This is a genomic window from Lentibacter sp., assembly GCF_029254145.1.
Classification (GTDB): Bacteria; Pseudomonadota; Alphaproteobacteria; order Rhodobacterales; family Rhodobacteraceae; genus Lentibacter.
Map to the genome: position 1 here is coordinate 26,736 of NZ_JAQWYD010000070.1, position 23,465 is coordinate 50,200.

The window sequence follows — 23,465 nt, forward strand, 5'->3', positions numbered from 1 at the left end:
GCATTAGCCCTCATAGACAACGCGGCCCTTCCATCTGGTCTGAAGCGGCGTGCATGCTCCGATCTCTTCGGGGGCCATTTCTGACAGTGATTTGGGCAGGGTGATAAAATCGGCCCACTTGCCCGCTGTGAGCGAGCCAGTCTCTGTCTCCATTTTCAGACTGCGCGCCCCGTTTGTTTTGAAAAGTGGTAAGGCTTCGGCTAGGCTGATGGCTTGCGAGGGGGCCACGGTGCCCGCGAATTGCCCCGTCACATCGCGCCGTGTGAGCATCCCCGCGAGCCCTGTCCACGGGTTTGCATCCGGGGCAGAGGCGGGCCAATCCGAAGCATAGGTCATCTCGGTTTTGGCGGCGTGCAAGTCCTTGAGGCGATATATTTTTTCCAGTCTCTGCGCGCCGAGAACCTTTATCTGTGAGGGCGTGGCAGCGTTTGGCGCCCAGAGCTTTGGGGAAAGCTCCGCAATCGCATCGAGCGCCTTGAAGCGTGCCACATCGGCATCGGCGATAAAGCTTGCATGAGCGATTTCGTGGCGCAGACCGCTCATGCCGTTCGTGCGGCGTGCGGCGGCGATGGCATCAAGCCCTTTTGATATGGCGTTGTCTCCGACGGCGTGCATCTTGACAGTGAAGCCCCACCGATCGAGCTCGATCATCGTTTCGGCGTGCTCTTCAGGCGAGATCAGCAATGTGGCATCGGGCATATGGCCCGCCACGTCGTAGCCAGCGCTGGCCAAGTAGGGCTCACTGAAAGAAGCGGTGAAACTCGGTGCGACGCCATCAACGAAGAGCTTGGCAAAGTCTGTTCTTAAGTTCTCACTGCGGTAGGATTTGCGCAGGCGCTCCAGCTCGTCATAACTCACGCGTTCGGCGGAGACCCCAGCCTTTACAATATGCGCCGCCGCATGGAGCGTCATCTCACCGCGTTGGTCAGCGGCATGATAGGCGCGCAGCTCGGGCTCAAAGGCCATCGGCTCTTTGAATGCGGTGAAGCCTAAGCTGTTGAAGTAGCGGGTGAATTCCCGCGCGGCTTCAGCCATTTGTGCTTCAGTATGGACGGTTAGCGCTTTCAGACCCTCTATGGCGCTTTCGGCGAAGATGCCGCTTGCCGATCCGTCCTCACTGCGTTCAATGACGCCACCTTTGATATCGTCTGGAATGCCCCCTAGTCCTGCCTGCTTGATCGCAAATGTGTTTGCCCACGCCACATGTTGCGAGGTGTCAAACAGCACGATCGGATGCTCGCGGCTGATCTTGTCCAGAAGTGTGCGCGGGCATTGGCCCATTTCGGAGCGCATCTCATGGCGCCCCTCCGTGGACAGTGCTGCCTGCTGGCAGGTTTGCGGCGCGCTTGCCTGTGGCTTGCAGGAGCTCTGAAAGGCTGGCGCTATAGCCTGTGTAGACATCAAAAAGATCACGGCACGCGCCCCACAGTGCATGGGTGTGGCTCTCTATCAATCCAGGCATGATGTGTCGCCCGTGTAGCTGCGTGTGCTTGGTTCCTGCGCCTGCGAGAGCTTTGATCTCTGCGTCTGTGCCCACGGCAAGGATACGCCCGCCTGCCAGCGCGATGGCTGTTACAAAAGGGGTTTTGCTGTCCATCGTCAGAACAGTGCCACCTGTCAATATTTCGTCGGGCGTGGTTCTGACCATAGAGCTTTCCTTTTTTCCAGCTTAGGTGCAGCTGCGACAAAATGTCAAAAAATTGTTGACTAAATCAACCAAAGGGGCAGGGTGGTTTCAACGGGGGAGGCTGCCATGCAAGCCAATCGTGCTAAAAAGGCTGTGGAGGAGAAGATTCACCCTGAAATTCTGTCTGTGACTGATGCGCTGTCGTTTCGGGTTGCGCGGTTCAGTCTGCTCAACGAGCGACTTGGCGGAATGAACTTCCAAAAGCGCCTCGGTGTGACGCTCAATGAGTGGCGCGTCATCGGCCTGACAGAAGCTCTGGCGCCTGCGACGGTTTCTGATGTGCGCAAGATGCTCTTGATGGACAAGGGTCAGCTCAGCCGCAGTGTGAGAGGGCTCGTCGCACGCGGCCTGCTTCTCACCCATACCTCCCCAGAAGACCGCCGCGCTGTGACGCTTTCGCTGACGGCAAAGGGGCGGGTTCTGCATGGCGAGGTGCTTGCCGAGGCTGCCATGCGCAACGAAAGCGTGGTTGGATGTTTTACAGCGGAAGAAAGTGCAGAGTTTCTGCGCCTGCTCGACAAACTTACCGCACATAGCATTGCGCGGGCCGAAGCCGAAGGGATCACGCCATGAGCGAGGGCGTGACGCCAACAGGCCCGCAAACTCCGCTGCAACAGGCTGGGCGCGCCGGTGCTGGTGTATTTTCGCTGATAATCATCTCGGTCATCGCTTTTTTCACGCTCGACGAGGTGACAGCGCGCTTTAGCGTGATTGCTGTCAGTGCTCTGATTGTCTTGCTGACGCAGCCTGCTGCCAAGCTCGCGTTGTTTGAGCGCGCGCCGTGGCTTGGCTATCTGTTTGACGCGTTGCTCGTTGCGGCGTTTGTCTTTTCAACGGTCTGGTTTTATCGGGTCAAAGCCGATCTTTGGACAGGCTTTTACATTGCCACGCCAATGAATATTGCGGGCGGGCTTCTGGGCGTGGCTGCGATTATTTTGCTGACCATTCGCGCTTGGGGTTGGTCGCTCGTGATTATGGCGCTTAGTTTTGTAGCCTTTGGATTTGCAGGGCCATATTTGCCCAGTATTCTGAAGCATTTCGGCACAAACATCGCTGATTTTATGCAGATCGTGTGGTATTCCTTCGACGGGGTCTTCGGGCGTACCACTGGGCTTGTGGCCGATAATGTGCTGATTTTTCTGATCTTTGGCGCAGTGCTGGAGCGGACAGGCGCGGGGGAGAGCCTGATTCATATCTCCACAGCTCTGACGGGGCGGATCCGTGGCGGTGCGGCCCATGCGGCCATTGTTGCAAGCGCAGTCTTCGGGATGATGTCAGGCTCCGTTGCCGCCAATATTGCCGGCACAGGGGTCTTTACGATCCCTATGATCAAGCGGCAGGGCTTCTCGGCCAACTTCGCAGGCGCTGTCGAAACAGCGGCAAGCTCGGGTGGGCAGCTCACCCCGCCCATCATGGCCGCGGCGGTCTTTATCATGGCCGATCTTGTCGGCATGCCCTTCGCCATGGTCATTGCGGCGGCGGCGCTTCCTGCGCTCTTTAAATACATCGGCCTCTTTGCCCAAGTTTACGCCGAGGCGATCCGCCTTGATATCAAACCAATGGCAAAAGAGGGGCTGCCTGTGCTCACCGCGCGCGACTGGCTCAATTCACTTCTCGTATTTTTACCCATTGTCATGCTGATGGTCACCTTCCTGATGGGCAAATCTCCTGCCACGGCGGGGCTTGTTGGCGTGCTGACAGCCATTGGTGCGGGCTTTGTGCTGAATCCTGATTTTCGCCGCGAGCCCAAGCGCATCTGGGATGCGCTTGTGGCGGGCGGTATCTCTTCGGCGCAGATTATGCTGGCGGTTGCCGTGATTGGCGTTGTGCTCGCCGTGATCAACGAAACAGGCGTGGCGATCCGCTTTGCCACGGCGATTTCGGGCGGGGGTGAAGACTATCTGATCATGGCGCTGATCCTTGCAATGTTCGGCGCGCTCATTCTTGGAATGGGGCTGCCAACGCTTCCCGCCTATCTCATCATCGCGATCATGATTGCACCCGCGATTATCAAGGCAGGGGTCTTGCCACTCGCGGCACATATGTTTGTGCTCTACTATGCGGTCTATTCCTCCATCGTGCCGCCGATCGCTTATGGCTGTTATGTCGCTGCGCCGATCGCGGGGGGGAACCCTTTGCAAACCGCCTTTGTCGCCCTGCGGATTTCGATTGTCGGCCTGCTTGTTCCCTATATCTTCGTTTATTCGCCCTCGCTTCTCCTCGTGGCGGGAGAGTTTAGCTGGAGCGAGCTGGCCATAACGGTCTTGCGACTTCTGGCGGCGATCTGGATGTTTGCGACGTCGCTTGGCCGCGCTGATCCGATGCTTGGCCGCATCGGGTTTGGTCAATCTGGCGTACGGTTTGTCATTGGCCTCGGCGCCATGATCCCCATTCCGATGATTTATATTCCAGCTCTGATCCTCACGCTTGTGGCAGGGCTATTCTCACGCCGTCTCGGGGCGGCCAAACCAGCATAAAAAGGGAGAACTGAAGCGATGAAACAAATACTTACAAAAGGGCTACGCTTTGTGGCCGTGGGCGCGGTTGCGGGTGGGCTTCTTGCCTCTGCTGCTGTGGCCGAAATTTACAAAGTTACGTCCATTGCGCCGGGTATGTCGCCTTTCGTGGTGAACACGGCGATCTCCAAGGTGGTAAATAATAAGGTCGATGGCGTCGAGTTTCAGGTCCGCGCAACGGGCGCTGCGACCAAGCATATGGTTGATGCAGCCACGGGCAAAGTTGACTTTCTTTTCGGCTCACCCACGATCAACTGGCTGATGGCGAACAACTTTGGCCCCTATAAAGAAATGGCTGCTGCGCCTGAGCTTGAAAAAGGCGTCGGTATGATCTTTTCCTATCAGATCGGCCCATATCACTACGTGACACGCGCGGATTCAGGCATCATGACGCTGGATGACATGCGCGGGAAGAAGGTTTTCGCAGGCCCTCCAGGGGGCGCAGCCAAGGGCGTTGTTTTGCGCAATGTCGCAGATGCGACAGGGCTGAAGGCGGAAGATATGGATGTGGTCGAGTTCGGCTTTGATGCGGCCATTCAGGCGTTTCAGGATGATAAGATCGACGTGATTGTCCTGCCAACCAACTCGCCAAGCCCTGCGATCCAGCAGTTTGCACTGACCAAGAAAATCCGCCTTCTGGATGTGCCTGTCGAAAAGCTCAAGATCAACGCAGCGACGGGCGGCACGGTCAATGAGATCGCTGCGGGTGTCTATGGTGACAATCAAGTCAATGAGGGGGCAGTGCGCACCCATGGCGCTATCGTCAACTTCAGCGCGGGCATGCATGTTGATGAGGAGGTCGTCTATCAGGTGACCAAAGCGATTTGGGAAAATCTTGCAGACATTCACGAAGCAGCCGCTTGGATGCCCAGTACGATCACAAAAGAAGAAGGTCTTGGCCTGATCGCCAGCCGCCTGCACCCCGGCGCTGAACGTTACTACCGCGAAGCTGGCTGGGAGATCCCTGAGCCTGTGACATTCGGGAACTGAACGCGTCTCACCAAAGATAGAGGCCCGTGGCACGAGCTGCGGGCCTTTTGCGTTGCAGATTTGTCTGATTGACAGAGGCCCGCGCTGCTGCGCTACTGGGCGCGATGGTTTTGACTGTTCGCAGTCAGATGAAAATGGGAACACGGTGCGGCCTTCATTGGCTTATTCCGCGACTGCCCCCGCAACTGTAAGCGGCGAGTGCCCTCCGAAAGCTCCACTGAGCCACACTGGCTCGGGAAGGACGGAGACGCGCATTGACCCGCAAGTCAGGAGACCTGCCATCTGATGTCAACCACCGGGCGGGGTGCCTCGGAACGGGTGATTGCAGCAGGTTTCGAGGCGATCTCTTTGTTCTGTGACCCTTCGCCCAAGAAATGCGCGGAGGGCGCTATGAACTTACACAGAACGCTGCACATGTTGCAGACACAAACAGATTCTCAGGCGCGTGTCGCCGAGCTTGGACGCATGGGATTTATGCAATGGCTTGGTGGCCTTCAGGGGCGGGCAAGTTTTGCGCGACAGGCTGAGATTGCCCTGCTCGCGGCACACAGGTTTCGCTCATCGGACCCTGTTGTCGAGGTGTTTTGCAGTCTCATTGAAGAGGCGCTCGTGATGCCGCCAAAGCCGCTGAATCTGGCCTTGCCAGAAAAGCGCAGGCGCGGTGGTGCGCGATCAAGGCGGCAGCTGATTTAAGGTGCGCGGCGCTTTATCGCGACATACTCAAACTCGGTCTTGCGCCCTTTTGCTATGCGGCGCTGGACCAGCTCGCACAGACCTGTGGCTTGCTGTTTGCGTGCAAATTCAGCGACCGAATAATTCGCCAGATATGTGCCGCGCCAATATACTGCTTTCGCACCTGCGGGGGCAAACTCGATAAAGTCTTTGAAGGCTTCGAGCGGCGCGCGCGCACGGGTGATGTCGGTGTCTGTCTCAAAGTCGGTTTCAAGCATCATAGTGCGGTCTCTCCTTTGAGTGTGGAACGCTTACAGGGTAAAGCAAGCGCAGAGGAGGCAATTTGGTTTTCGCCCCTGCTGCGCTCGCGCAGGCTCCAGACATCCGCTTGAGTTCGGCAAGGATGGTTGTCACATCGCGTAGTTTTTCTTCAAGTTGTTCAGCGCGGATTTGAGCTTTTTCAAGCCGCTCATTCGCAACTGCGACAGCAAAGGCTTCACTCTTCGCACGTATGATTTCATCAGCAATAGATTGTTCTAGATTGGCGAGCCAAGTCTGCTTTTCTTGCGTCATTTAAGCTCCGCCGCACTGAGATAAGCCAAAATAGGCAACCTGTCTGGCCGCACCTTAAGAAAAGTCCCCTATTGCCGAGGCAACAGGGGGAGTTAAAGGTGGGCATGTCACATCGTTAGATGCAAACAGTAGTACAGCACTGATAGGAATAAATGTGATATAACACAATATTTAATTAACGGCGGGCAGGTTTTTTCGAATCACCCACCAATTTGTGCGTTTTGAAACAGTTTTACTGCTGATTTTTTCAGCAGACTTGAGCCGTTTTCCAGACTGCCAGAGTGAGCATAAATCTGTGCCGGCAGACCAGCTTTCCTGGTGAGCGCATAGCCTCATTGCTGCGGCCTCGTGACAAACTTTCCATTTTCGGTGCGAGTAATTGACTATTTTTGTCGTTCATCCTTGCGTTTTGGAAATTCAGGTGCATTTTTGAACAAACCCAAAAACACGCTCAACAGGAGTTCCCGTGTCTCTTTTCTTCATCGTCCTCCTGCCTTTTCTTGGGGCGTTGCTCCCCGGTTTGATGAATTCTGCGGGCCGTGCGGCCGTTGCCGGCGTGACATTTACGGTCTCGCTCGCGGCTTTTGTCGGCTTGCTTACAAATCTTCCCACTGTCCTCGCCGGCGAGGTCGTGACGGCGCGGATCGACTGGATGCCGCTTCTGGGGCTAAACTTCACATTGATGCTCGACAGCTTGGGCTTTTTCTTTGCCATGCTTATTTTGGGCATTGGGCTTTTGGTCATCGCTTATGCGCGCCATTACCTCAGCCGCAGCGACAATATGGGCGAATTTTTCACCTATCTGCTCTTGTTCCAAGGCGCGATGGTGGGGATTGTTCTTTCCGATAACATCCTGCTTTTGCTTGTTTTCTGGGAGCTTACATCGCTCTCCTCGTTTCTTCTGATCGGCTACTGGAAGCACTTGCCCGCAGGCCGCCAAGGCGCGCGTATGGCCCTGACGGTCACTGGCATGGGCGGTCTTGCGATGATTGCGGGCATGCTCATTCTAGGCCAGATCGTCGGTAGCTATGATCTCAGTGTGATCTTGCAAAACCGCGATCTAATCCAGGCGGACCCGCTTTATTTGACGGCGCTTTTGCTGATCCTGTTGGGCTGCTTCACCAAGTCGGCACAGTTCCCCTTCCACTTCTGGCTCCCGCACGCGATGGCTGCGCCGACGCCCGTCTCGGCCTACTTGCATTCTGCCACGATGGTGAAGGCGGGGATCTTCCTCATGGCGCGAATGTGGCCCGTGCTCTCGGGTACGCCCGAGTGGTTTATGATCGTTACAACAGCTGGCTTGATCACAATGGTGCTTGGTGCGGTAATTGCCCTCTTCAAACATGATCTGAAAGCGCTTCTGGCCTTCTCGACGGTGTCTCATCTTGGGTTGATCACCATGCTTCTCGGCACAGGTACGGCCTTTGGCGCGATGGCCGCCGTGTTCCACATCCTCAATCACGCGACATTCAAGGCCGCGCTCTTTATGTCCGCAGGGATTGTTGATCACGAGGCCCACACCCGCGACATCCGCCGCCTTGGGGGGTTGCGCAAGCTGATGCCCGTGACCTTCACAATCGCAACTCTTGCGGCGCTGTCGATGGCGGGGATACCGCTTCTCAACGGCTTCTTGTCCAAAGAAATGATGTTGGAGGAGGCCTATGGAACCGCGCTGTTTGGCGTGCCGTGGCTTGTCCCTGCTTTGGCGACCGTCGGTTCGCTCTTTTCCGCCGCGTATTGCTTCCATCTTATTGGTCACGTCTTCCTCGGCCCCGTGCGCAACGACTACCCTGCGACGCCGCATGATCCCCCCGCTGGCCTCTGGCTGCCGCCCGCGCTGCTGATGATCCCTGTGGTTCTGATCGGGGTCGCGCCGTTTTTGGCGGAGCCTTTTGTAAAGCTTGTTACAGCCTCAGTGCTCGGCGAGGCTGCCGACGTTCCAAAAGCCTACTTCAAAATCTGGCATGGCCTTGTGCCCGCGCTTTATATGTCGGTTGCCGCTGTTGTGGGCGGTTTGCTTATGCTCGCGGTGTTTAATCCAGCGCTGCGCTTCTGGGAGGCTGCTCCACGCCCCGAAGCCAGGACGATATTTGAGGCCGTTGTGGAAGCTGTGGCAAGCCTTGCGCAAAAGATCATCCTACCTTTGCACAATGGCGCGTTCTCGCGCTACGCAGCCATTGGCACGGTTGCGATTATCGCCGCAGGCTCACACGCATTTGTCACAGGCACGGTCAGTGCGCCGACACGTGAAATGCAGTCTGTCGGGCCTGTGCCAGTCGCGGGTTGGCTGATGCTGATTGCGGCGACGGGTGGCATGGTCTTCATGCATCGCAACCGCCTCCTGTCGCTCATTCTGATCGGCATCGTGGGGCTCATGGTTTCGATCGGCTTCGTCTTCTTCAGCGCACCTGACCTGGCAATGACGCAGTTCACTGTCGAGGTGGTGACGATTATTTTGATGTTGCTTGCGCTCAATTTCCTGCCCAACAAAACACCTGTCGAGAGCTCGCTCTTACGCCGTTTGCGTGACGCAGTGGTGGCAATAGCGGGTGGCCTCGCGACCTTTGGACTGGCCTATCACTACCTGCTGCGCGACGCTGTTGCGACACCGATCAGCGAGTTTCACCTCGCCAATTCTTACAAAGGCGGGGGCGGGACCAATGTCGTCAACGTGATCCTTGTCGATTTTCGTGGCTTTGACACCTATGGTGAAATCATCGTGCTCGGCATTGCCGCATTGTTGATCTACGCCCTCACAGAGACACTGCTTGACGGCCCTGTGCGCGCCCGCCTGCTGAACCGCAAGCCAGATCAGCCTCGTGCCGGGGCCATGCACCCGATGATGATGGTTGTGCTGACGCGGGTGATCATGCCGCTTGTGTTGCTTGTCGGGTTTTACATCTTTCTGCGCGGTCACAATGAGCCGGGCGGGGGCTTCATCGCGGGTCTGATCGTCTCGATCGCTGTTGTGATGCAATATATGGCCAGCGGCTTTTCTTGGGCCTCCGCGCGTCTGCGTTATCCGTATCACGGCGTCATTGGCGCAGGGGTGTTGATTGCGGGGCTGACAGGAATTGGCTCTTGGTTCGTGGGTAAGCCTTTCCTCACCTCGGATTTCACATATGTGCGCATCCCGCCGTTTGAGAAATTTGAATTGGCAACCGCTGCGCTTTTTGATCTCGGGGTTTTCCTTGCCGTTGTCGGCGCTGTGATGCTTTCGCTTGAGAGCTTCTCCCGCCTTGCACGTCGCGCCCATGTGGCCGACACGGAGCACCCGATGGATATCGACCCCTCACGGGGTGATCCGCCCGCCGAAAAAGCCGGCTATGCCAAGGAGGGTGTGTAACATGGAATTTCTGGTTGCCTCAGCGATTGGCATTCTCACGGCAGGCGGGATTTATCTTGTGCTGCGCCTGCGCACATTTCCTGTGATCCTTGGGATTTCACTGCTGACTTACGCTGTGAACGTCTTTCTCTTTACGTCTGGCCGCCTCACTATTGCTGGGGCGCCGATTTTGCGTGACGGAGTCACGCACTATGCAGACCCGCTCCCGCAGGCTCTGGTTCTGACGGCTATTGTGATTTCCTTCGGGATGACCGCCGTTGTCGTGATGATCGGGCTGGGCGCGTTCCTTGGCTCCAATGATGATCATGTAGATGACCAACCCGAGACAGAGACAGCCGATGCGGAGGGCCGATCATGAGCCAATGGATCATTGCTCCCATCGTTCTACCCGCTCTGCTTGCGCCCTTTATCGTGCTGGCAGCGCGCTATCATATCGGCATTCAGCGCGCCCTTTCGCTCGCGGGTGTGGTGGCGCTTGTTGTGATTGCGACTGCGCTTGCGTTGCAGGCGTCTGATGGCACAATCACGCTCTATCGTCTGAGTGACTGGGCCGCACCCTTTGGCATTGTGCTCGTCGCTGATGCGCTCTCGACCCTTATGGTCTTGCTGACGAGCGTTCTCGCGCTGTTTGTGTTGCTCTATGCTATCGGTTCGGGCTGGGACAATCGCGGCCGACATTTTCATGCCTTGTTCCAGTTTCAGCTCATGGGCATCATCGGCGCTTTCTTGACGGGCGATTTGTTCAACCTCTTTGTTTTCTTTGAGGTGCTGCTCATAGCCTCCTACGGCCTGATGATCCACGCAGGCGGAAACGCACGGATGCGGGCAGGGGTTCAGTATGTGCTGTTCAATCTGATCGGTTCTACGCTCTTTCTGTTTGCGCTTGGAGCGATCTATGCCGAGACAGGCACACTCAATATGGCCGATCTGGCCCAGCGTGTTGCGCTCATCGGCCCCGAGAAAACCGTTGGCATCCGTGTCGCTGCCGTGCTCTTGCTGCTTGTGTTTGCAATCAAGGCTGCGCTTGTGCCGCTGCACTTCTGGCTGCCTTCGAGCTATGCCGAAGCCCCTGCACCCGTGGCTGCTCTCTTCGCGATTATGACAAAGGTGGGCGCCTACGCGATCATCCGGGTCTATACGCTGATTTTCCCGCCCGAGCTCGCCGCGACGCAGGGCTTGCATGATCTCTGGCTCCTGCCTGCTGCGCTGGTCTCCGTTGCAATCGGTATGATGGGCGTGCTCGCTGCGAAAAAGCTCGACAGGCTTGTGGCCTTTTCGGTGATCGGTTCAATGGGTATGGTCATGGTGACGCTCTCGCTGTTTACGCCCGAAGGCATCGCCGCCGCGCTCTATTACATTATTCATTCCACGCTTGCGGGCGCCGCGCTCTTTCTGATTGCTGATCTCGTGCGCACTGGCCGTTGCAGCCTTGACTTGACCGCCCAACCGCCGATGGCTGGCGCCGCTCTGACGGCAGGGTTTTTCTTTGTCGGAGCGATTGCGATGGCGGGTCTGCCGCCGCTCTCAGGCTTCCTGGGCAAGCTTCTCGTATTGAACGCAAGCTTCTCTGCGCCTCAGGCGGTCTGGATCTGGGGCGTGGTGCTTGTGTCGAGCCTTGTCAGCATCCTCGGCTTTGCTCGGGCGGGCAGTATCCTGTTCTGGAAGGCCGAGAGTATGACGCTTGAGGGCGCCGATCCGTCGGGCTCTGTGCCGCGGCCTTTGTCTTACGTCGCTGTCGGTGGGCTGGTCGCACTTCTCGCTGCGCATACGGTTTTTGCGGGGCAGATGCATGGCTACACAAGCAAAATAGCAGGGCAGCTCTTTGACCCTGCGCCCTATATGTTGAAGGTGCTCGATACGCCCGGCAAGTTGAGCCAACCAAAGGAGGGCCACTGAGATGCTAGGACGTGCATTCCGCTGGCTTATGCCACATCCGTTTCTGACACTGTTGCTCGCTGTTGTCTGGATCGTGCTGCAAAACGAGTTCTCCGCAGGCATGGCTGTCTTCGGCGTGGTCCTGGGGATCCTGATCCCTTGGGGAACTTCCGCGTGGTGGCCCGATACGCCCCATCGCTTCCGCCTCTTCAAGATGATCCGCTACAGCTTCCTTGTGATGTGGGACATCATGGTCGCCAATGTGCAGGTTGCATGGATTGTGCTTACCGTCCCAAACGCCAAGCTCAAACCTGCATGGATTGTGATCCCGCTTGATCTTTTGGAGCCCGAGGCCATCACCATGCTCGCAGGAACAATCACTCTCACGCCAGGGACAGTCTCTGCCGATCTGTCTGATGAGGGCCACAGCCTTTTGGTGCATGTCCTCCACACGGAGGATCCGGACGCCGTGCGCGACGAAATTAAGAGCCGCTATGAGGCCCGCCTGAAGGAGATTTTCTCATGATGTCTGCTCCCGATCTGATGAGCTTAGCGCTCGGCATTGCCTTTATATCGCTCGCTGTGGCGCAGCTGATGTGTATGATCCGCCTCGTTCTTGGGCCAAGCACAGGCGACCGCATCTTAGCGCTCGATACCATGGTGATTAACGCGCTCGGCCTCGTGATTCTGCTGGGTATTCACCAAGGTGTGCGGATTTATTTTGAAGTCTCCTTGCTCATCGCAATGCTTGGCTTCGTATCCACCGTCGCGCTTGCGCGGTTCATTCTGCGGGGGGACATCATCGAATGACTTTTGAAGTTATAGGAACTTACGCCACAGCGGTCTTTCTGCTTATCGGATCAGGCTTTGCGCTTGTCGCTGTGCTCGGCCTACTCAAGTTCAACGACTCTATGACGCGGCTCCACGCGCCGACAAAAGTTGGGACGGTGGGCATCGGTGCACTGCTTCTGGCGTCGATGACTTACTCCTACGTCTCTGGCGCGCCCTCAATGCACGAGCTCTTGATCATGGCGTTTCTGTTTGTCACGGCGCCGATCTCGGCCAATTTTATTGCCAAAGTGAACATTCATCTGCGCACTTGCGAAACCCCGCCTGCGCCGTCGCAGGATGACACGTGGTCAACGCTCAAAGTACCCGATGAAGATCGGGATTTAGGCCCTGCGAGCGACACGTAAACCGCTGGAAAAGAAATGAAATTTTAGCTTTGCGCGTGTCGGATGCGCAGCGCTTTGAAGGTCAACATCAAGATAAACATACAGGCGAACAGCCCAGAGACATCGCCAAGCAGGTAGCCTGTCATAGTGGTTGTATCCAGTCCCAACATCCAGCCTATGCCCAGCGTATTGATCACCGAGGCCAAGCAGCCAGCCACCATAATGTCCCGCCAATTGGCCGCCTTACTGTTGGAAACTTGAAAGTCGAGCCCCGCTTTCGCGAGGAGCCAAAAACTCGTTGCAGCACATATTACGCCTGACATTGCGCCAAGAATGCCTGAGGCAGAAAAGCCCTCCGCACCAAATATGAGCCAATGCGTAAAGAGCGCCACGGGCGCGATCAAAACGATGGATTTCCAGCCAAGCAGCCATGCTGATAGGATACGCACACCATGTGGCAGGAAGAGCAGGCTCGCGAAAGCCGCCATTTCGGGAGCAAACATTTGTTGTACCGGCAAAAGCCAGTAAATCGTTAGGCCAAAAGAGATGGAGTAAATCACTGTGATGATGATGAATGGAAAAAGCCAATCATCTCGAAAAGAGCCTGTCTGCAATACCTTACCTTCACTTCACTTTGTCTGTGAGCATGTAGCTGGCTCTTTGCGTGCCATCTGAGTGCTGTAAAAAACCCGCAGAAACCAGCTCTTTGAGTGCTTTGAAAAATGTGCTTCGTGGGACACCATCAACCAACTCATGCGTTCGTATATCGTCTGTGTCTATAGGCGCATCCGGCTTGGCCACGAGCGTTGCAGCATATAGGATATTTTGCTTCACGGTGCCGAGCTCACTGATACCCAACTCTTTCTCAAGACCGAACAGGAGCTGCCTGAGTTGTGCGGTTTTGCCAAGATTATCCAAGTCGTGCGCTCCAAATAGCAAAATGTGATAAAACACTACATTGCAGGCATCGCCTTGGCAATGATGCAGTCTTTTTGAGAAAACAGAGGTTTTATAGGGAATATGAACGAGCTGTTTTTTGTCTACGTTTTAGACTTTTTGGCTTGATAAGTCTAAAATGTAGGCTTATTATTCCTGCACTAACTCGTAAGAGAGTGTTCCCACAGGATTGCTGTGCAGTGCTGGTGTGTGTTTAAACGGTTATTTAGCAATCAACTTTAAAACTACTTTTTAGCAGTTTCTGGCGAGAGTATGATAAACGGGCTCTCGCCATTTTTATGATTTTCGGGTGTTAGGTCACTTGCAGTACGCAAAAATCAAAACCCCAAAGCAGAAACGGTCCGCCTACACGAGACCTGGTCTAAATTTTCTGAAATAGCTTGATCTTTAATGGAGGCGAGTAGGAGAATCGAACTCCTGTACACGGATTTGCAATCCGCTGCGTAACCACTCCGCCAACTCGCCCCTCGTGGTTCGAGACGCGGATTAGCCCATTCGCCCCCCCCGCGCAAGGGGCCTCGTGCGGCTTTGGATTGAAGGGGGGCAGGGAATGTGTCAGAACCTGACTATAGATTCTGAACGAACGGGTTCACTTATGACAAATTTTGCCGATCGCCGCCGCATGATGGTGGACAATCAGGTGCGTCCCTCCGATGTCACCAAATACCCTATCATCGAAGCCTTGCTGAGTGTTGAGCGTGAAAACTTTGTGCCCCTCGCCCTGCGAGAGGCGGCTTATCTTGGTGAAAATCTTGCATTTTCGAAAGATCGTGTCCTGCTTGAGCCACGCACACTTGCCAAAATGCTCGATGCGCTCGACATCACCGCAGACGAGCTTGTGCTCGATTTGGGCGCAGGTATGGGCTACTCCTCCGCTGTCATCGCTCAAATGGCGCAAGCCGTCATTGCTGTCGAAGAAGACGAGACGTTGGCCCGCGATGCAGAGACGCTCCTGGCCGAAACAGGCGTTGTGAATGCGGTCGTTGAGACGGGACCGATCGCTGGAGGTGCTCCTCAGCACGGTCCATATGATGTGATCACTGTTGAAGGCGCTGTTGAAGTCGTGCCGCAAGCGATCATTGATCAGCTTAAAGACGGTGGCCGTATGGCTGCTATTTTTGCCGACGGAAATCTCGGCACTGTGCGTATTGGTCTGAAGGTGAACGGCCAGATGAACTGGCGCTTTTCGTTCAATGCAAGCGCACCCGTGCTGGCTGGGTTTGAACGCGAAGAAGCCTTTAGTCTCTAAACCGCCGTTTGGCGTAAATGTTGTGAAGTCTGGAGTGCGCCCTATGTGGCTTGGATTGACGAAAAAAGAGATGCGCGGTGTCGCCGTTGCAACAGCCCTCGTCTTCACGTTGGGCGCGAGTGCTGACAAGCTCGAAGCTGAGACGCTCGCGGATGCCCTTGTCGGAGCATACCAAAACAGCGGTCTGCTTGACAAAAACCGCGCGCTTTTGCGCGCTGCGGATGAAGATGTGGCCGTCGCGATGGCCGCGCTGCGCCCGATTGTCGGCTGGACCAGCTCGCTTACGTATTCCTATTCAGATGCGGTTTCAGGCAGTGCGCCTCTGGGCGTAACCTCAGAATCCGTTTCCACCACAGTCGGCTTGGCCGCGGAGCTGATGCTCTATGATGGTGGGGCCAATCGCTTGCGCATGGATATCGCGAAAGAAACTGTTCTGGCGACGCGAGAGTCACTTGTCTCTGTTGAGCAGCAGGTACTGATGTCGGCTGTGGACACCTATTTTGAAGTCCGCCGCGCGACGGAGTTTGTGCGCCTGCGCCGCAACAACCTGCGTGTTATTTCTGAAGAATTGCGTGCCGCACGTGACCGTTTTGAAGTGGGTGAGGTGACTCGCACAGATGTGTCCATCGCCGAAGCCCGTTTGGCAGCGACCCGTGCCCAGCTTGCCGCAGCCGAGGGCGATCTGGCCCGTGGGATCGAAAGCTACCGCGCCGTTGTTGGCCGCAAGCCTGGCGCTTTGAACGCGGCCAAAGCCATCAAGTTGCCAGCTACGTCACTTGATGGAGCAAAGGCACTTGCTCTGAGAACCCATCCTGACCTCAAGCGTGTTCAGCATCAGGTGAGCGCCTCCGAGCTTGGAATTCTTGTCGCCGAAGCGGGCAAAAGACCTCAGCTCAAAATCACCAGCAACATCGGCGTCAGCGACACCTTCAATTCAGCCAACGGTGGTGAAAGCGCAAGCCTTGGCCTTTCGGCCAGCCAGCCGATTTATCAAGGTGGGCGCCTCAGTGCGCTAGAACGCAAGGCACGCGCTCAGCGCGATTCTGCGCGTGCAGATCTTCACATCGGCCAGCTGCAAATCGCTCAGAACGTTGGCAACGCTTGGGCGCAGCTTAATGTGGCGCGTGCAACCTCTGCTGCCAGCACTGAACAGGTGAGCGCAGCGCAGGTGGCCTTCCGTGGGGTGCGCGAGGAAGCCACTCTCGGCGCTCGTACGACATTAGATGTACTTGATGCAGAACAAGAGCTACTGGACGCGCGCGCAAGCCTTGTGTCGGCGCAGATTGATGAGGTCCGTGCAGGATATATGCTTCTTGCAACCATGGGCCTTCTGACAGCCGAACGGCTCAATCTCAATGTGCCCCGGTATGATCCTGCCGCCTATTATAACCTTGTAAAAACAGCTCCAACCAGCAGCTCGAAGCAGGGCAAGCAGCTGGATCGTGTGCTTAAATCACTCGGCAAAGAGTAAAATCTTTCATATCGGTTGTGAGAATCTAGGCCGCGCGCTACAATAAGTGTGAGGCAAGAGTGGTATAAAGTAATGTCAGACCCCGTAACAAACGTGGAAATCGAAGACGTTTTGTCGTCCATACGTCGGCTCGTTTCAGAGAGCGGCGGCGCGCAAGCCGAGGTTCGTAAGGCCTCAAAGATTTTTGAAAACAAAGCCCCAGAGCCCGAGACAGGAGCCGAGACCCCTGCAGAGAAGCCTGCGGTGCTCGACAAGCTTGTTCTGACACCCTCACTCAGAGTTGCCGAAGCACCAGAAACCGTTTTCGAATCTGAAGTTACGTCAGAGCCTGAAGCTGAAGCTGAAGCCGAACCCGAAATTGAAGCCGAACCCGAAATTGAAGCGGCAGACGAAGCCGAAGATGCGCACGAAGCCGCAGAGCACCACTCTGAAGTGTCTGAAGAGACACAGCCAGAGGCCGTGTCCGAAGAGAGCGCAGAGCGCGCTGCTGAAGCAGAACAGACGCCCGAACAGAGCGCAGATGAACACGTGAATGCGCCAGAGGGCGAAAGCCTGAAAGACCGCATCGAGCAGTTAGAAGCCGCTGTTTCGAGCCAAGACGGTGAATGGGAAGAAGAAAACGATGAAAGTGTCGAGACTTTGCAGTGGGAAGACCACGGCGATGAAGGCGCTTCCGATGAGAATATGTCCGCCCCTGAGGCCTTCGCAGAGCAACATCATGACTTTGATGCCGCGGATGAGGCCGACAAGATCACCGAAGCGGAGGATGAATATGATTTCCTCGCAGGGGACGAGACCTTGTTAGATGAAGACACACTGCGTGAAATGGTGGCTGATATCGTCCGTCAAGAGCTGCAAGGCGCTTTGGGCGAGCGGATCACCCGCAATGTTCGCAAGCTCGTGCGGCGTGAAATTCACCGTGCGCTGATGGCACAAGAGTTCGAATAACTCAGGCCTGCGCGGCTATTTCCAAAATCTGATCTATGTCGAGATGCTCCTCTAGGTGTGCCGCAAGCGCATCCAGAATGGCGTCCACATCTGCATCATAGCTCAGATTTGAGCTTGCATCATAGCCCTGCAAAAAGGCCGCTCGGTAGCTGTCTGATGTAAACAGCCCGTGCAGATAGCAGCCCTTGATCCGCCCATTTTGGCTTGCTGCGCCATGCGCTGCGCCCTCAACGGTCAGCCAGCCGCGCCCGCAGTCCGCACCTGTGGTCTCTCCTAGGTGGATTTCATAGCCGCTGACTGGCGCGCCAGTCAGCCTGTCTGCTGCTTGTGTCAACTGCACCCGCTTTTCAGGGCGCATTACGGTCACCACATCCAGAAGTCCAAGGCCCGCGACAGCGCTCGCCGTGCCTTCCAGCCCCTCTGGATCGGCAATCTCGCGCCCCAGCATCTGATAGCCGCCACAAATGCCCAACACATTCCCGCCACGGCGGATATGCGCCGCAAGATCAATATCCCAGCCCTGCGCGCGCAAGAAGGCGAGGTCCGCGATTGTGGATTTGCTGCCAGGCAAGATCACAAGAGTTGCATCCGCGGGCAGGGGCTGCCCTGGCGGGACCATCACAAGGCTGACATCAGGCTCCGACGCCAGCGGATCAAAATCATCAAAATTTGCAATCCGCGACAAAAGCGGCACAGCAATCTTGAGCTTTCCGTCGCCACCAAGCCCAAGCTCTGGTGCGTCTTCCGCAGGCAAACGGCAGGCTTCAAAGAACCACGGCACAACTCCCATCGAGGGCCACCCCGTAAACGCTTCAATTGCGCTCAGACCGTCGTCAAAGAGGCGTACATCGCCGCGAAACTTGTTCACAATAAAGGCTTTGATATGGGCCGTGTCCTCGGGCGGCAAAACAGCCTGCGTGCCCACAATTTGAGCAATCACTCCGCCTTTGTTAATATCCCCCGCAAGGATCACAGGGACATGTGCAACCTCCGCAAAACCCATGTTGGCAATATCACCGCGGCGCAGATTGATCTCAGCAGGGCTGCCCGCGCCCTCAACAAGCACAAGATCATATTGCGCTTTGAGCCGTTCAAAGCTTTCCAGCACGGGGCCGATAAGGCTTTGCTTTTTCTTGCCGAAGTCGCGCGCCGCCTGCGTGCCCACGCGCTTGCCTTGCACAATCACCTGTGCGCCAGTTTCGCTTTCGGGTTTTAAGAGCACGGGGTTCATATCGGTGTGCGGCGCAATGCGGCAGGCCAGTGCCTGAAGGGCCTGAGCGCGGCCAATCTCGCCGCCGTCTGCCGTCACGGCGGCGTTGTTAGACATATTCTGCGGCTTAAACGGCGCAACGCTGAGGCCACGATTGGCCGCCGCACGGCACAAGCCCGCCACAAGAAGCGACTTGCCCACATCAGAGCCCGTGCCCTGTATCATCACTGCTTTGGTCATCTGCGCTCTTCCATATGCCAGACACAAAAAAGGCCCCCGAGGGAGGGCCGATTTTGCAAAATAGAACGGTGTGCTTAGGCGGCTTCAGCCTGTGCAGCAGCATTCCGACGCTCGCTCTCTTCGCGCGACAGCGCAACAGAGGTACGAACACCTTTGGACACGAAGTCCATCAAACCAGTTACAACGCGTTCGTTCGGGTCAATCCCCGCACAGGACAGCACTTCACGGCCATCACGCGAGCGGGCCCAGCGCGCAATTTGCTCAGGGCCGTTGCCATACTTTTTATCATCGGCGATAGCATCGTCGAGGGCAGCCAGTACCACGGCTGCAAATAGTTTACGCGCACGGTTGCCTTGCTCGTTATTGAAGGCCGTGCCGTCAACGAAATCTCTCATGATCCGTCCTTTGTTTTTTGCTCTTGTCTTTTTCGGCGTGAGGCTCGTTATGACCGCTTTATTCCGATTCGGATAGGGCGTATTTGCATAGCTCCCTTGCGTTTTGCGCATATCTTTCAGCAAATGCACCACGATATATGGGTTTCTTGCCAAGGGTGTTCCCCCAAGATATAGGTGCAGCCTAAATCCGATCAACCTTTTGCCACGGTTTTGCCATAATGCCTAAAATTAACGGAAACGAAATTCGCCCCGGGAATGTTCTGGAGCACAACGGGGGCCTCTGGGCTGCTGTCAAAGTCGATCATGTAAAGCCCGGAAAGGGTGGAGCCTTCGCTCAAGTTGAGATGAAAAACCTTCGTAACGGATCAAAGCTTAACGAACGGTTTAGAAGTGCCGATAAAGTTGAGCGCGTCCGCCTTGAGCAAAAAGACATGCAGTTCCTCTATGAGGATGGAGGTCAGCTCATTTTCATGGACACAGAAACTTACGACCAAGTTCAGCTCGACGCCGATCTGCTTGGTGAGCGTCGCCCCTTCTTGCAAGATGGCATGACAATCTACGTGGAGTTTCACGAGGATGAAGCACTCCACGCAACCTTGCCGCAGAAAGTCACCTGTGTGATTGCCGAGACAGAGCCAGTGGTGAAAGGTCAGACAGCTGCCAACAGCTTCAAGCCTGCGATTTTGCAAAACGGCGTCAAAGTCATGGTTCCGCCCTTCGTCGGGCAGGATGAGGCGATTATCGTCAACACTGACACAATGGAATATTCCGAGCGCGCCTAAAGTCTAGCAACGCGCCCGAAAAAAGCCTTCGCCTTTGGCGGGGGCTTTTTTATATCAGTCTAAGCGCTCAAAGCTCAGGCTCTGCCCTTCGGCTTCAAGCCCTGCTTCGGTCCGATCAAATCGCAGATAAGCCAGTGCCGTAGTCCCCGCAACGCTGAGCACAGTCCCCGCCGCCTTGCCGCCGCTGACGATCTCCGCACCCTCCGTAAGCGGCGCCTCGCCCTCAACCCGCGCCAAACCCTTGCGCAGTTCGGTCTTATGTTTCATCCGCGCAGTGACCTCTTGGCCTACATAACATCCTTTCTTGAAGTCCACGCCATTGAGCCGCTCAAAGCCCATCTCAAGAATAAAGCTGTCTGGCGTCAGCTCCGTACCCGTCTCAGGCACGCCGAGCGCGATGCGCAAGGCGTCCCAGTCGGTTATGTCCTCGCCCTGTGGATCTTCTCGGTAGGCCCGCCAGCCCAACGCCTCATGGCGCGGGTCTGCAAAGGCACCCTCGGGCACAGCGCCCAAGCCACGGTGCAGGCAAAGCCCAGCCGGCTCAAGGCCAACCTTGGAGCGCAGTTTGTACATCGTGAGGCGCTGCATCAGCATCTGCGCAAGGCGCGCGTCCACATCAAGTAAGATCGCGTCTCCAGCAGGCACAAGAAAGAAATCCGCAATATACTTGCCCTGAGGTGTCAGCATGGCGGTGTAGACCAGCCCATGCTTCAGCCGTGTGACGTCATTGCTCACAAGCCCTTGTAGGAAGTGCTCGCGGTCCTCGCCTGTAATTTTTAGTATCTCGCGGCTCATCGCTGCTCTCCCCATTCGCGCTTACGCGTAATATAGGGGAGGAAAGGGCAAACGAAAGGGCCAGTTCATGCGCGCACCTGTCTCGGTAATCATTCCGACGCTCAATGCGGCGTCTGGCTTGCCTGCCTGCCTTGGTGCGCTGGGAGAGGGGCTTGAGGTGGGCCTGATCCGCGAGCTGATCCTGGCAGACGGTGGCTCAATGGACGAAACAGCCGCCATAGCTGAGGCCGCAGGCGCGATTTGGCTCGCTGGGTCCGCAGGGCGGGGCGCTCAGATTGCCCGTGGCGTTGCGGCTTCCCAAGGGGCTTGGCTTCTGATCTTGCACGCAGACACAGTTCTGGAAGCAGGATGGAGTAGGGCGGTGCTTGACCATATCAAGTCCGCCCCGACCAAAGCAGGCTTTGGTCAGCTTGCTTTTGCCGCCCGTGGCGCAGCGCCCCGCCTCGTTGCGGGTTGGGCCAATTTGCGCGCGCGCCTCTTCGGTCTGCCGTACGGCGACCAAGCGCTGCTGGTCGCTGCCGAAACACTCGCCACTGCAGGCGGATATCCTGAACTGCCGCTCATGGAAGATGTCGCGCTCGCTCGCGCCCTGCGGGGCCAGCTTGTGCCGCTTGGCTTTACCGCCCTGACAGACGCGCAAAAATACGAGACAGAAGGCTGGGTGCTGCGTGGTGGGAAGAATCTGTGGCTTTTGATGCGCTTTTTTTGCGGCGCCGACCCTGCCGCGCTAGCGCAGCTTTATCGGCGGTCTGACCGCTCGTCTTGAACTGCAAGTCATGCAGTCGCGCATAGAGACCGTCGCCCGCCAGAAGCGCTTCATGGGTGCCTTCGTCGACAACCCGTCCCGCATCCATCACGACGATCTTGTCGGCGTCCCGCACGGTCGAGAGCCGATGTGCGATCACAATCGTTGTGCGTCCTTTGGAGAGCCGTTCCAGCGCTTCCTGCACCACAGCTTCTGACTTCGCATCCAGCGCCGATGTCGCCTCATCCAAAAGTAGAATTGGCGTATCGCGCAGCAAAGCCCGCGCAATTGCGACCCGCTGACGCTGCCCGCCAGAGAGGCTTGATCCGCGCGGACCAACAGGCGTCTCCAAACCGTCAGAAAGCTGGGGCAAAAAGTCAGCCACATGTGCCGCCTCGATTACCTCTTGCAAGCGCTCTTCAGAAACATCAGTGCGCCCCAAGAGAATGTTCTCGCGCAACGTTTCATCAAACAGAGCCGCATCCTGACTAACCACAGAGAACAGGCCGCGAAGGTCTTCTAGTGTCATATCGCGCGTCTCGACGCCGCCAAGCGTCACGCTGCCACTGTCAGGATCCACGAGCCGTGTCAGTAAGTTAAAAATAGTTGATTTCCCAGCCCCCGATGCCCCCACAAGCGCTGTTGTCTTACCCGCTTCAGCAAAGAGGCTCGCGCCTTTCAACACTGTCGTGTTGCCGTAGGCGAGCGTCACATCGCGCAGCGCAATTTCGGGCGTGCCTTGCGGTGCGGGCTTCGGGTTTGCGGGCGAGCGCATGCTTGGCTCCATCTCCAGAAGCTCGCGCAGCCGCTCAATCCCCGAGGCTGCAATCTGCCACTGCCCGCTCACCGCACCAAGACGGCGCAGGGGCTCAAAGGCAAAGCCGATGGCCGTAAAGAAAGACATGAATTGCCCGACGGATTTATCACCTGCAATAATCTCGGAGCCGCCGTAAACCAAGACCCCGACAAAGCCGAGGCCCGACATGATATCAATCAGTCCAGGAACAACAGCGCTGCCCGCATGGGCGCGCACTTCGGCTTTCACAAGCTTGTCTGTGAGCGCGCCGTAGCGCTCGCTTTGATAGCTCTCAAGGCGGTTGAGCTTCACAGGCACAATCCCGTGAAAGACCTCGTCAAGCCGTGTGGCAAGCTTTGCACCAAGGTCGCGCGCTTCACGCGCACGGCGACGGACAAATTTCTGCACAAGTCGCGTGGGCGCGAGAACAACAGGAGCGCCAATCAGCGCCACGACGGTCCATTTCCAATCCACAGAGACAGCGACACCCATCAAGACCATGAGCGTGATGAAATCGCGCCCCGCACCCATAATCAGCGCGCGCCAGCCATCATTGATCGCCATCACATCCGCCTGCACCCGCTGAATAAGAAAGCCGGGCGGGTGGATCTGATGAAAGGTTCCGTCCTGACGCATGATATGCGCCAGAAGGTCGGTCCTCAGGGCGGCGGCCATCTTCTGGACAATATAGGCGAGCGTGACTTTCTGCCCCACAGCCGAGACGGCGCGGCAAGCAAAAATACTGAAGATAGCAAGAGCGACCCACTTAATGGCCGCCTCATTGCCCGCAATAAACACGGTGTCAAACATCGGGCGCATGATGTAGCTGAGCGCGCCCAGCATAGAGCCTTCGAGGATCATAAACATCAGCGCAATCAGCAGATAAGGCGTAAAGCGCTTAAGATAGCTGCGCCAAAGCCAGCCAAACAGTTTGTCACTCGGATTTGAAGTGTCGCTCATCAGGGGCCATTCTTTATTGCCTTTCACATGCGTTTAGAGAAGGGCGGGCTGGCTGGCAAGGTTTGCGCGCGCCCATAGCTGTG

General features: G+C 56.5%; 24 protein-coding genes, 1 tRNA gene, 1 pseudogene and 1 riboswitch. Of the genes and pseudogenes, 15 read left to right on the top strand and 11 right to left on the bottom strand.

The genetic code is table 11. The annotated features are described in order from the left end of the window. Positions 1 to 3: 3 nt before the first annotated feature. On the bottom strand, positions 4 to 1,293 hold the full coding sequence (locus P8O11_RS08245) for an amidohydrolase family protein (RefSeq protein ID WP_300293575.1): 1,290 nt from the start codon (positions 1,291 to 1,293) through the stop codon (positions 4 to 6). A gap of 1 nt (position 1,294) precedes the next feature. After that, entirely contained in the window at positions 1,295 to 1,648 is a 354-nt protein-coding gene (locus P8O11_RS08250; protein WP_300293578.1) for a hypothetical protein, read from the bottom strand. A 105-nt stretch (positions 1,649 to 1,753) separates the two neighbouring features. Here P8O11_RS08250 and P8O11_RS08255 point away from each other — a divergent pair, with 105 nt between their 5' ends. The 4 genes from P8O11_RS08255 to P8O11_RS08270 all read left to right on the top strand — a co-directional run bounded on the left by P8O11_RS08255 (position 1,754) and on the right by P8O11_RS08270 (position 5,886). Continuing rightward, complete coding sequence (locus tag P8O11_RS08255) at positions 1,754 to 2,260, top strand: MarR family winged helix-turn-helix transcriptional regulator (protein ID WP_300293580.1); 507 nt, start codon at positions 1,754 to 1,756, stop codon at positions 2,258 to 2,260. Then, complete coding sequence (locus P8O11_RS08260; RefSeq protein WP_300293582.1) at positions 2,257 to 4,164, top strand: TRAP transporter fused permease subunit; 1,908 nt, start codon at positions 2,257 to 2,259, stop codon at positions 4,162 to 4,164. Before P8O11_RS08255 ends, P8O11_RS08260 begins: the two co-directional genes overlap by 4 nt. Before the next feature lie 18 nt (positions 4,165 to 4,182). Continuing rightward, entirely contained in the window at positions 4,183 to 5,193 is a 1,011-nt protein-coding gene (locus P8O11_RS08265) for a TAXI family TRAP transporter solute-binding subunit (protein ID WP_300293584.1), read from the top strand. An 88-nt stretch (positions 5,194 to 5,281) separates the two neighbouring features. After that, a riboswitch (cobalamin riboswitch) is annotated at positions 5,282 to 5,491 on the top strand. A gap of 92 nt (positions 5,492 to 5,583) precedes the next feature. Further along, positions 5,584 to 5,886 carry a hypothetical protein gene (locus tag P8O11_RS08270; RefSeq protein ID WP_300293586.1) on the top strand — a complete coding sequence of 101 codons (303 nt, stop codon included), beginning with the start codon at positions 5,584 to 5,586 and terminating at the stop codon, positions 5,884 to 5,886. Here the strand turns inward: P8O11_RS08270 and P8O11_RS08275 are convergent. Continuing rightward, the gene (locus tag P8O11_RS08275; protein ID WP_300293588.1) at positions 5,883 to 6,146 is read right to left on the bottom strand and encodes a hypothetical protein; all 264 of its coding nucleotides are present in this window, start codon (positions 6,144 to 6,146) and stop codon (positions 5,883 to 5,885) included. The two genes, P8O11_RS08270 and P8O11_RS08275, sit on opposite strands and share 4 nt — an antisense overlap. Next, entirely contained in the window at positions 6,136 to 6,438 is a 303-nt protein-coding gene (locus P8O11_RS08280; RefSeq protein ID WP_300293591.1) for a hypothetical protein, read from the bottom strand. The genes P8O11_RS08275 and P8O11_RS08280 overlap by 11 nt, the downstream gene beginning before the upstream one ends. A 466-nt stretch (positions 6,439 to 6,904) precedes the next feature. On the opposite strand from P8O11_RS08280, the gene P8O11_RS08285 reads away from it, so the two are divergent. From P8O11_RS08285 to mnhG, 6 genes are read left to right on the top strand one after another with little or no spacing between them, the layout of a single operon-like run. Beyond that, positions 6,905 to 9,784 (top strand): monovalent cation/H+ antiporter subunit A, encoded by a 2,880-nt coding sequence (locus P8O11_RS08285; RefSeq protein ID WP_300293593.1) that lies wholly within the window; start codon positions 6,905 to 6,907, stop codon positions 9,782 to 9,784. 1 nt (position 9,785) lies between these two features. Then, entirely contained in the window at positions 9,786 to 10,142 is a 357-nt protein-coding gene (locus tag P8O11_RS08290; RefSeq protein WP_089891808.1) for a Na+/H+ antiporter subunit C, read from the top strand. Further along, positions 10,139 to 11,680 carry a monovalent cation/H+ antiporter subunit D gene (locus P8O11_RS08295; RefSeq protein WP_300293595.1) on the top strand — a complete coding sequence of 514 codons (1,542 nt, stop codon included), beginning with the start codon at positions 10,139 to 10,141 and terminating at the stop codon, positions 11,678 to 11,680. The genes P8O11_RS08290 and P8O11_RS08295 overlap by 4 nt, the downstream gene beginning before the upstream one ends. Position 11,681: 1 nt before the next feature. Then, the gene (locus tag P8O11_RS08300) at positions 11,682 to 12,185 is read left to right on the top strand and encodes a Na+/H+ antiporter subunit E (protein WP_300293598.1); all 504 of its coding nucleotides are present in this window, start codon (positions 11,682 to 11,684) and stop codon (positions 12,183 to 12,185) included. Next, complete coding sequence (locus tag P8O11_RS08305; protein ID WP_300293600.1) at positions 12,182 to 12,469, top strand: K+/H+ antiporter subunit F; 288 nt, start codon at positions 12,182 to 12,184, stop codon at positions 12,467 to 12,469. Before P8O11_RS08300 ends, P8O11_RS08305 begins: the two co-directional genes overlap by 4 nt. After that, a complete protein-coding gene (gene mnhG, locus P8O11_RS08310; protein WP_300293603.1) occupies positions 12,466 to 12,855 on the top strand; it encodes a monovalent cation/H(+) antiporter subunit G in 390 nt (129 codons plus the stop codon). Before P8O11_RS08305 ends, mnhG begins: the two co-directional genes overlap by 4 nt. Positions 12,856 to 12,878: 23 nt before the next feature. Here mnhG and P8O11_RS08315 read toward each other — a convergent pair whose 3' ends face one another. The 3 genes from P8O11_RS08315 to P8O11_RS08325 form a co-directional block, all read right to left on the bottom strand. Further along, positions 12,879 to 13,448 (bottom strand): hypothetical protein, encoded by a 570-nt coding sequence (locus P8O11_RS08315; RefSeq protein WP_300293605.1) that lies wholly within the window; start codon positions 13,446 to 13,448, stop codon positions 12,879 to 12,881. Positions 13,449 to 13,458: 10 nt separating this feature from the next. Continuing rightward, complete coding sequence (locus tag P8O11_RS08320) at positions 13,459 to 13,752, bottom strand: hypothetical protein (protein ID WP_300293607.1); 294 nt, start codon at positions 13,750 to 13,752, stop codon at positions 13,459 to 13,461. Between the two features lie 430 nt (positions 13,753 to 14,182). Next, positions 14,183 to 14,256 (bottom strand) — tRNA-Cys (locus P8O11_RS08325). Between the two features lie 130 nt (positions 14,257 to 14,386). Here P8O11_RS08325 and P8O11_RS08330 point away from each other — a divergent pair. The 3 genes from P8O11_RS08330 to P8O11_RS08340 all read left to right on the top strand — a co-directional run bounded on the left by P8O11_RS08330 (position 14,387) and on the right by P8O11_RS08340 (position 17,459). Next, the gene (locus P8O11_RS08330; protein ID WP_300293609.1) at positions 14,387 to 15,040 is read left to right on the top strand and encodes a protein-L-isoaspartate O-methyltransferase; all 654 of its coding nucleotides are present in this window, start codon (positions 14,387 to 14,389) and stop codon (positions 15,038 to 15,040) included. 43 nt (positions 15,041 to 15,083) lie between these two features. After that, positions 15,084 to 16,511 carry a TolC family outer membrane protein gene (locus P8O11_RS08335; RefSeq protein WP_300293611.1) on the top strand — a complete coding sequence of 476 codons (1,428 nt, stop codon included), beginning with the start codon at positions 15,084 to 15,086 and terminating at the stop codon, positions 16,509 to 16,511. A gap of 72 nt (positions 16,512 to 16,583) precedes the next feature. Further along, the gene (locus tag P8O11_RS08340; protein WP_300293613.1) at positions 16,584 to 17,459 is read left to right on the top strand and encodes a hypothetical protein; all 876 of its coding nucleotides are present in this window, start codon (positions 16,584 to 16,586) and stop codon (positions 17,457 to 17,459) included. A gap of 1 nt (position 17,460) precedes the next feature. On the opposite strand, the gene P8O11_RS08345 is transcribed toward P8O11_RS08340, so the two are convergent. Together P8O11_RS08345 and P8O11_RS08350 are read right to left on the bottom strand one after the other, a co-directional pair. Then, entirely contained in the window at positions 17,461 to 18,909 is a 1,449-nt protein-coding gene (locus tag P8O11_RS08345; protein ID WP_300293615.1) for a cobyric acid synthase, read from the bottom strand. Between the two features lie 74 nt (positions 18,910 to 18,983). Further along, positions 18,984 to 19,304, bottom strand: coding sequence for a DUF6280 family protein (locus tag P8O11_RS08350; protein ID WP_089893590.1), 321 nt, complete (start codon positions 19,302 to 19,304; stop codon positions 18,984 to 18,986). A 218-nt stretch (positions 19,305 to 19,522) separates the two neighbouring features. Here P8O11_RS08350 and efp point away from each other — a divergent pair, with 218 nt between their 5' ends. Next, positions 19,523 to 20,086 (top strand): elongation factor P, encoded by a 564-nt coding sequence (gene efp, locus P8O11_RS08355; RefSeq protein ID WP_300293617.1) that lies wholly within the window; start codon positions 19,523 to 19,525, stop codon positions 20,084 to 20,086. A gap of 54 nt (positions 20,087 to 20,140) precedes the next feature. Here the strand turns inward: efp and P8O11_RS08360 are convergent, their stop codons facing one another. Further along, positions 20,141 to 20,881 (bottom strand): folate-binding protein, encoded by a 741-nt coding sequence (locus P8O11_RS08360; protein ID WP_300293619.1) that lies wholly within the window; start codon positions 20,879 to 20,881, stop codon positions 20,141 to 20,143. A gap of 67 nt (positions 20,882 to 20,948) precedes the next feature. On the opposite strand from P8O11_RS08360, the pseudogene P8O11_RS08365 reads away from it, so the two are divergent. Beyond that, positions 20,949 to 21,263: pseudogene (locus P8O11_RS08365) on the top strand (glycosyltransferase); the annotation flags it as partial. A gap of 235 nt (positions 21,264 to 21,498) precedes the next feature. Here P8O11_RS08365 and P8O11_RS08370 read toward each other — a convergent pair. Beyond that, entirely contained in the window at positions 21,499 to 23,382 is a 1,884-nt protein-coding gene (locus tag P8O11_RS08370) for an ABC transporter ATP-binding protein (RefSeq protein WP_300293621.1), read from the bottom strand. Positions 23,383 to 23,465: the final 83 nt, after the last annotated feature.

Coding starts and splice junctions, on each gene's coding strand:
- P8O11_RS08245 (WP_300293575.1), bottom strand. CDS start 1,293: ATGCGCTCCGAAATGGGCCAATGCCCGCGCACACTTCTGGACAAGATC.
- P8O11_RS08250 (WP_300293578.1), bottom strand. CDS start 1,648: ATGGTCAGAACCACGCCCGACGAAATATTGACAGGTGGCACTGTTCTG.
- P8O11_RS08255 (WP_300293580.1), top strand. CDS start 1,754: ATGCAAGCCAATCGTGCTAAAAAGGCTGTGGAGGAGAAGATTCACCCT.
- P8O11_RS08260 (WP_300293582.1), top strand. CDS start 2,257: ATGAGCGAGGGCGTGACGCCAACAGGCCCGCAAACTCCGCTGCAACAG.
- P8O11_RS08265 (WP_300293584.1), top strand. CDS start 4,183: ATGAAACAAATACTTACAAAAGGGCTACGCTTTGTGGCCGTGGGCGCG.
- P8O11_RS08270 (WP_300293586.1), top strand. CDS start 5,584: ATGAACTTACACAGAACGCTGCACATGTTGCAGACACAAACAGATTCT.
- P8O11_RS08275 (WP_300293588.1), bottom strand. CDS start 6,146: ATGATGCTTGAAACCGACTTTGAGACAGACACCGACATCACCCGTGCG.
- P8O11_RS08280 (WP_300293591.1), bottom strand. CDS start 6,438: ATGACGCAAGAAAAGCAGACTTGGCTCGCCAATCTAGAACAATCTATT.
- P8O11_RS08290 (WP_089891808.1), top strand. CDS start 9,786: ATGGAATTTCTGGTTGCCTCAGCGATTGGCATTCTCACGGCAGGCGGG.
- P8O11_RS08295 (WP_300293595.1), top strand. CDS start 10,139: ATGAGCCAATGGATCATTGCTCCCATCGTTCTACCCGCTCTGCTTGCG.
- P8O11_RS08300 (WP_300293598.1), top strand. CDS start 11,682: ATGCTAGGACGTGCATTCCGCTGGCTTATGCCACATCCGTTTCTGACA.
- P8O11_RS08305 (WP_300293600.1), top strand. CDS start 12,182: ATGATGTCTGCTCCCGATCTGATGAGCTTAGCGCTCGGCATTGCCTTT.
- mnhG (WP_300293603.1), top strand. CDS start 12,466: ATGACTTTTGAAGTTATAGGAACTTACGCCACAGCGGTCTTTCTGCTT.
- P8O11_RS08330 (WP_300293609.1), top strand. CDS start 14,387: ATGACAAATTTTGCCGATCGCCGCCGCATGATGGTGGACAATCAGGTG.
- P8O11_RS08335 (WP_300293611.1), top strand. CDS start 15,084: ATGTGGCTTGGATTGACGAAAAAAGAGATGCGCGGTGTCGCCGTTGCA.
- P8O11_RS08340 (WP_300293613.1), top strand. CDS start 16,584: ATGTCAGACCCCGTAACAAACGTGGAAATCGAAGACGTTTTGTCGTCC.
- P8O11_RS08345 (WP_300293615.1), bottom strand. CDS start 18,909: ATGACCAAAGCAGTGATGATACAGGGCACGGGCTCTGATGTGGGCAAG.
- P8O11_RS08350 (WP_089893590.1), bottom strand. CDS start 19,304: ATGAGAGATTTCGTTGACGGCACGGCCTTCAATAACGAGCAAGGCAAC.
- efp (WP_300293617.1), top strand. CDS start 19,523: ATGCCTAAAATTAACGGAAACGAAATTCGCCCCGGGAATGTTCTGGAG.
- P8O11_RS08360 (WP_300293619.1), bottom strand. CDS start 20,881: ATGAGCCGCGAGATACTAAAAATTACAGGCGAGGACCGCGAGCACTTC.
- P8O11_RS08370 (WP_300293621.1), bottom strand. CDS start 23,382: ATGAGCGACACTTCAAATCCGAGTGACAAACTGTTTGGCTGGCTTTGG.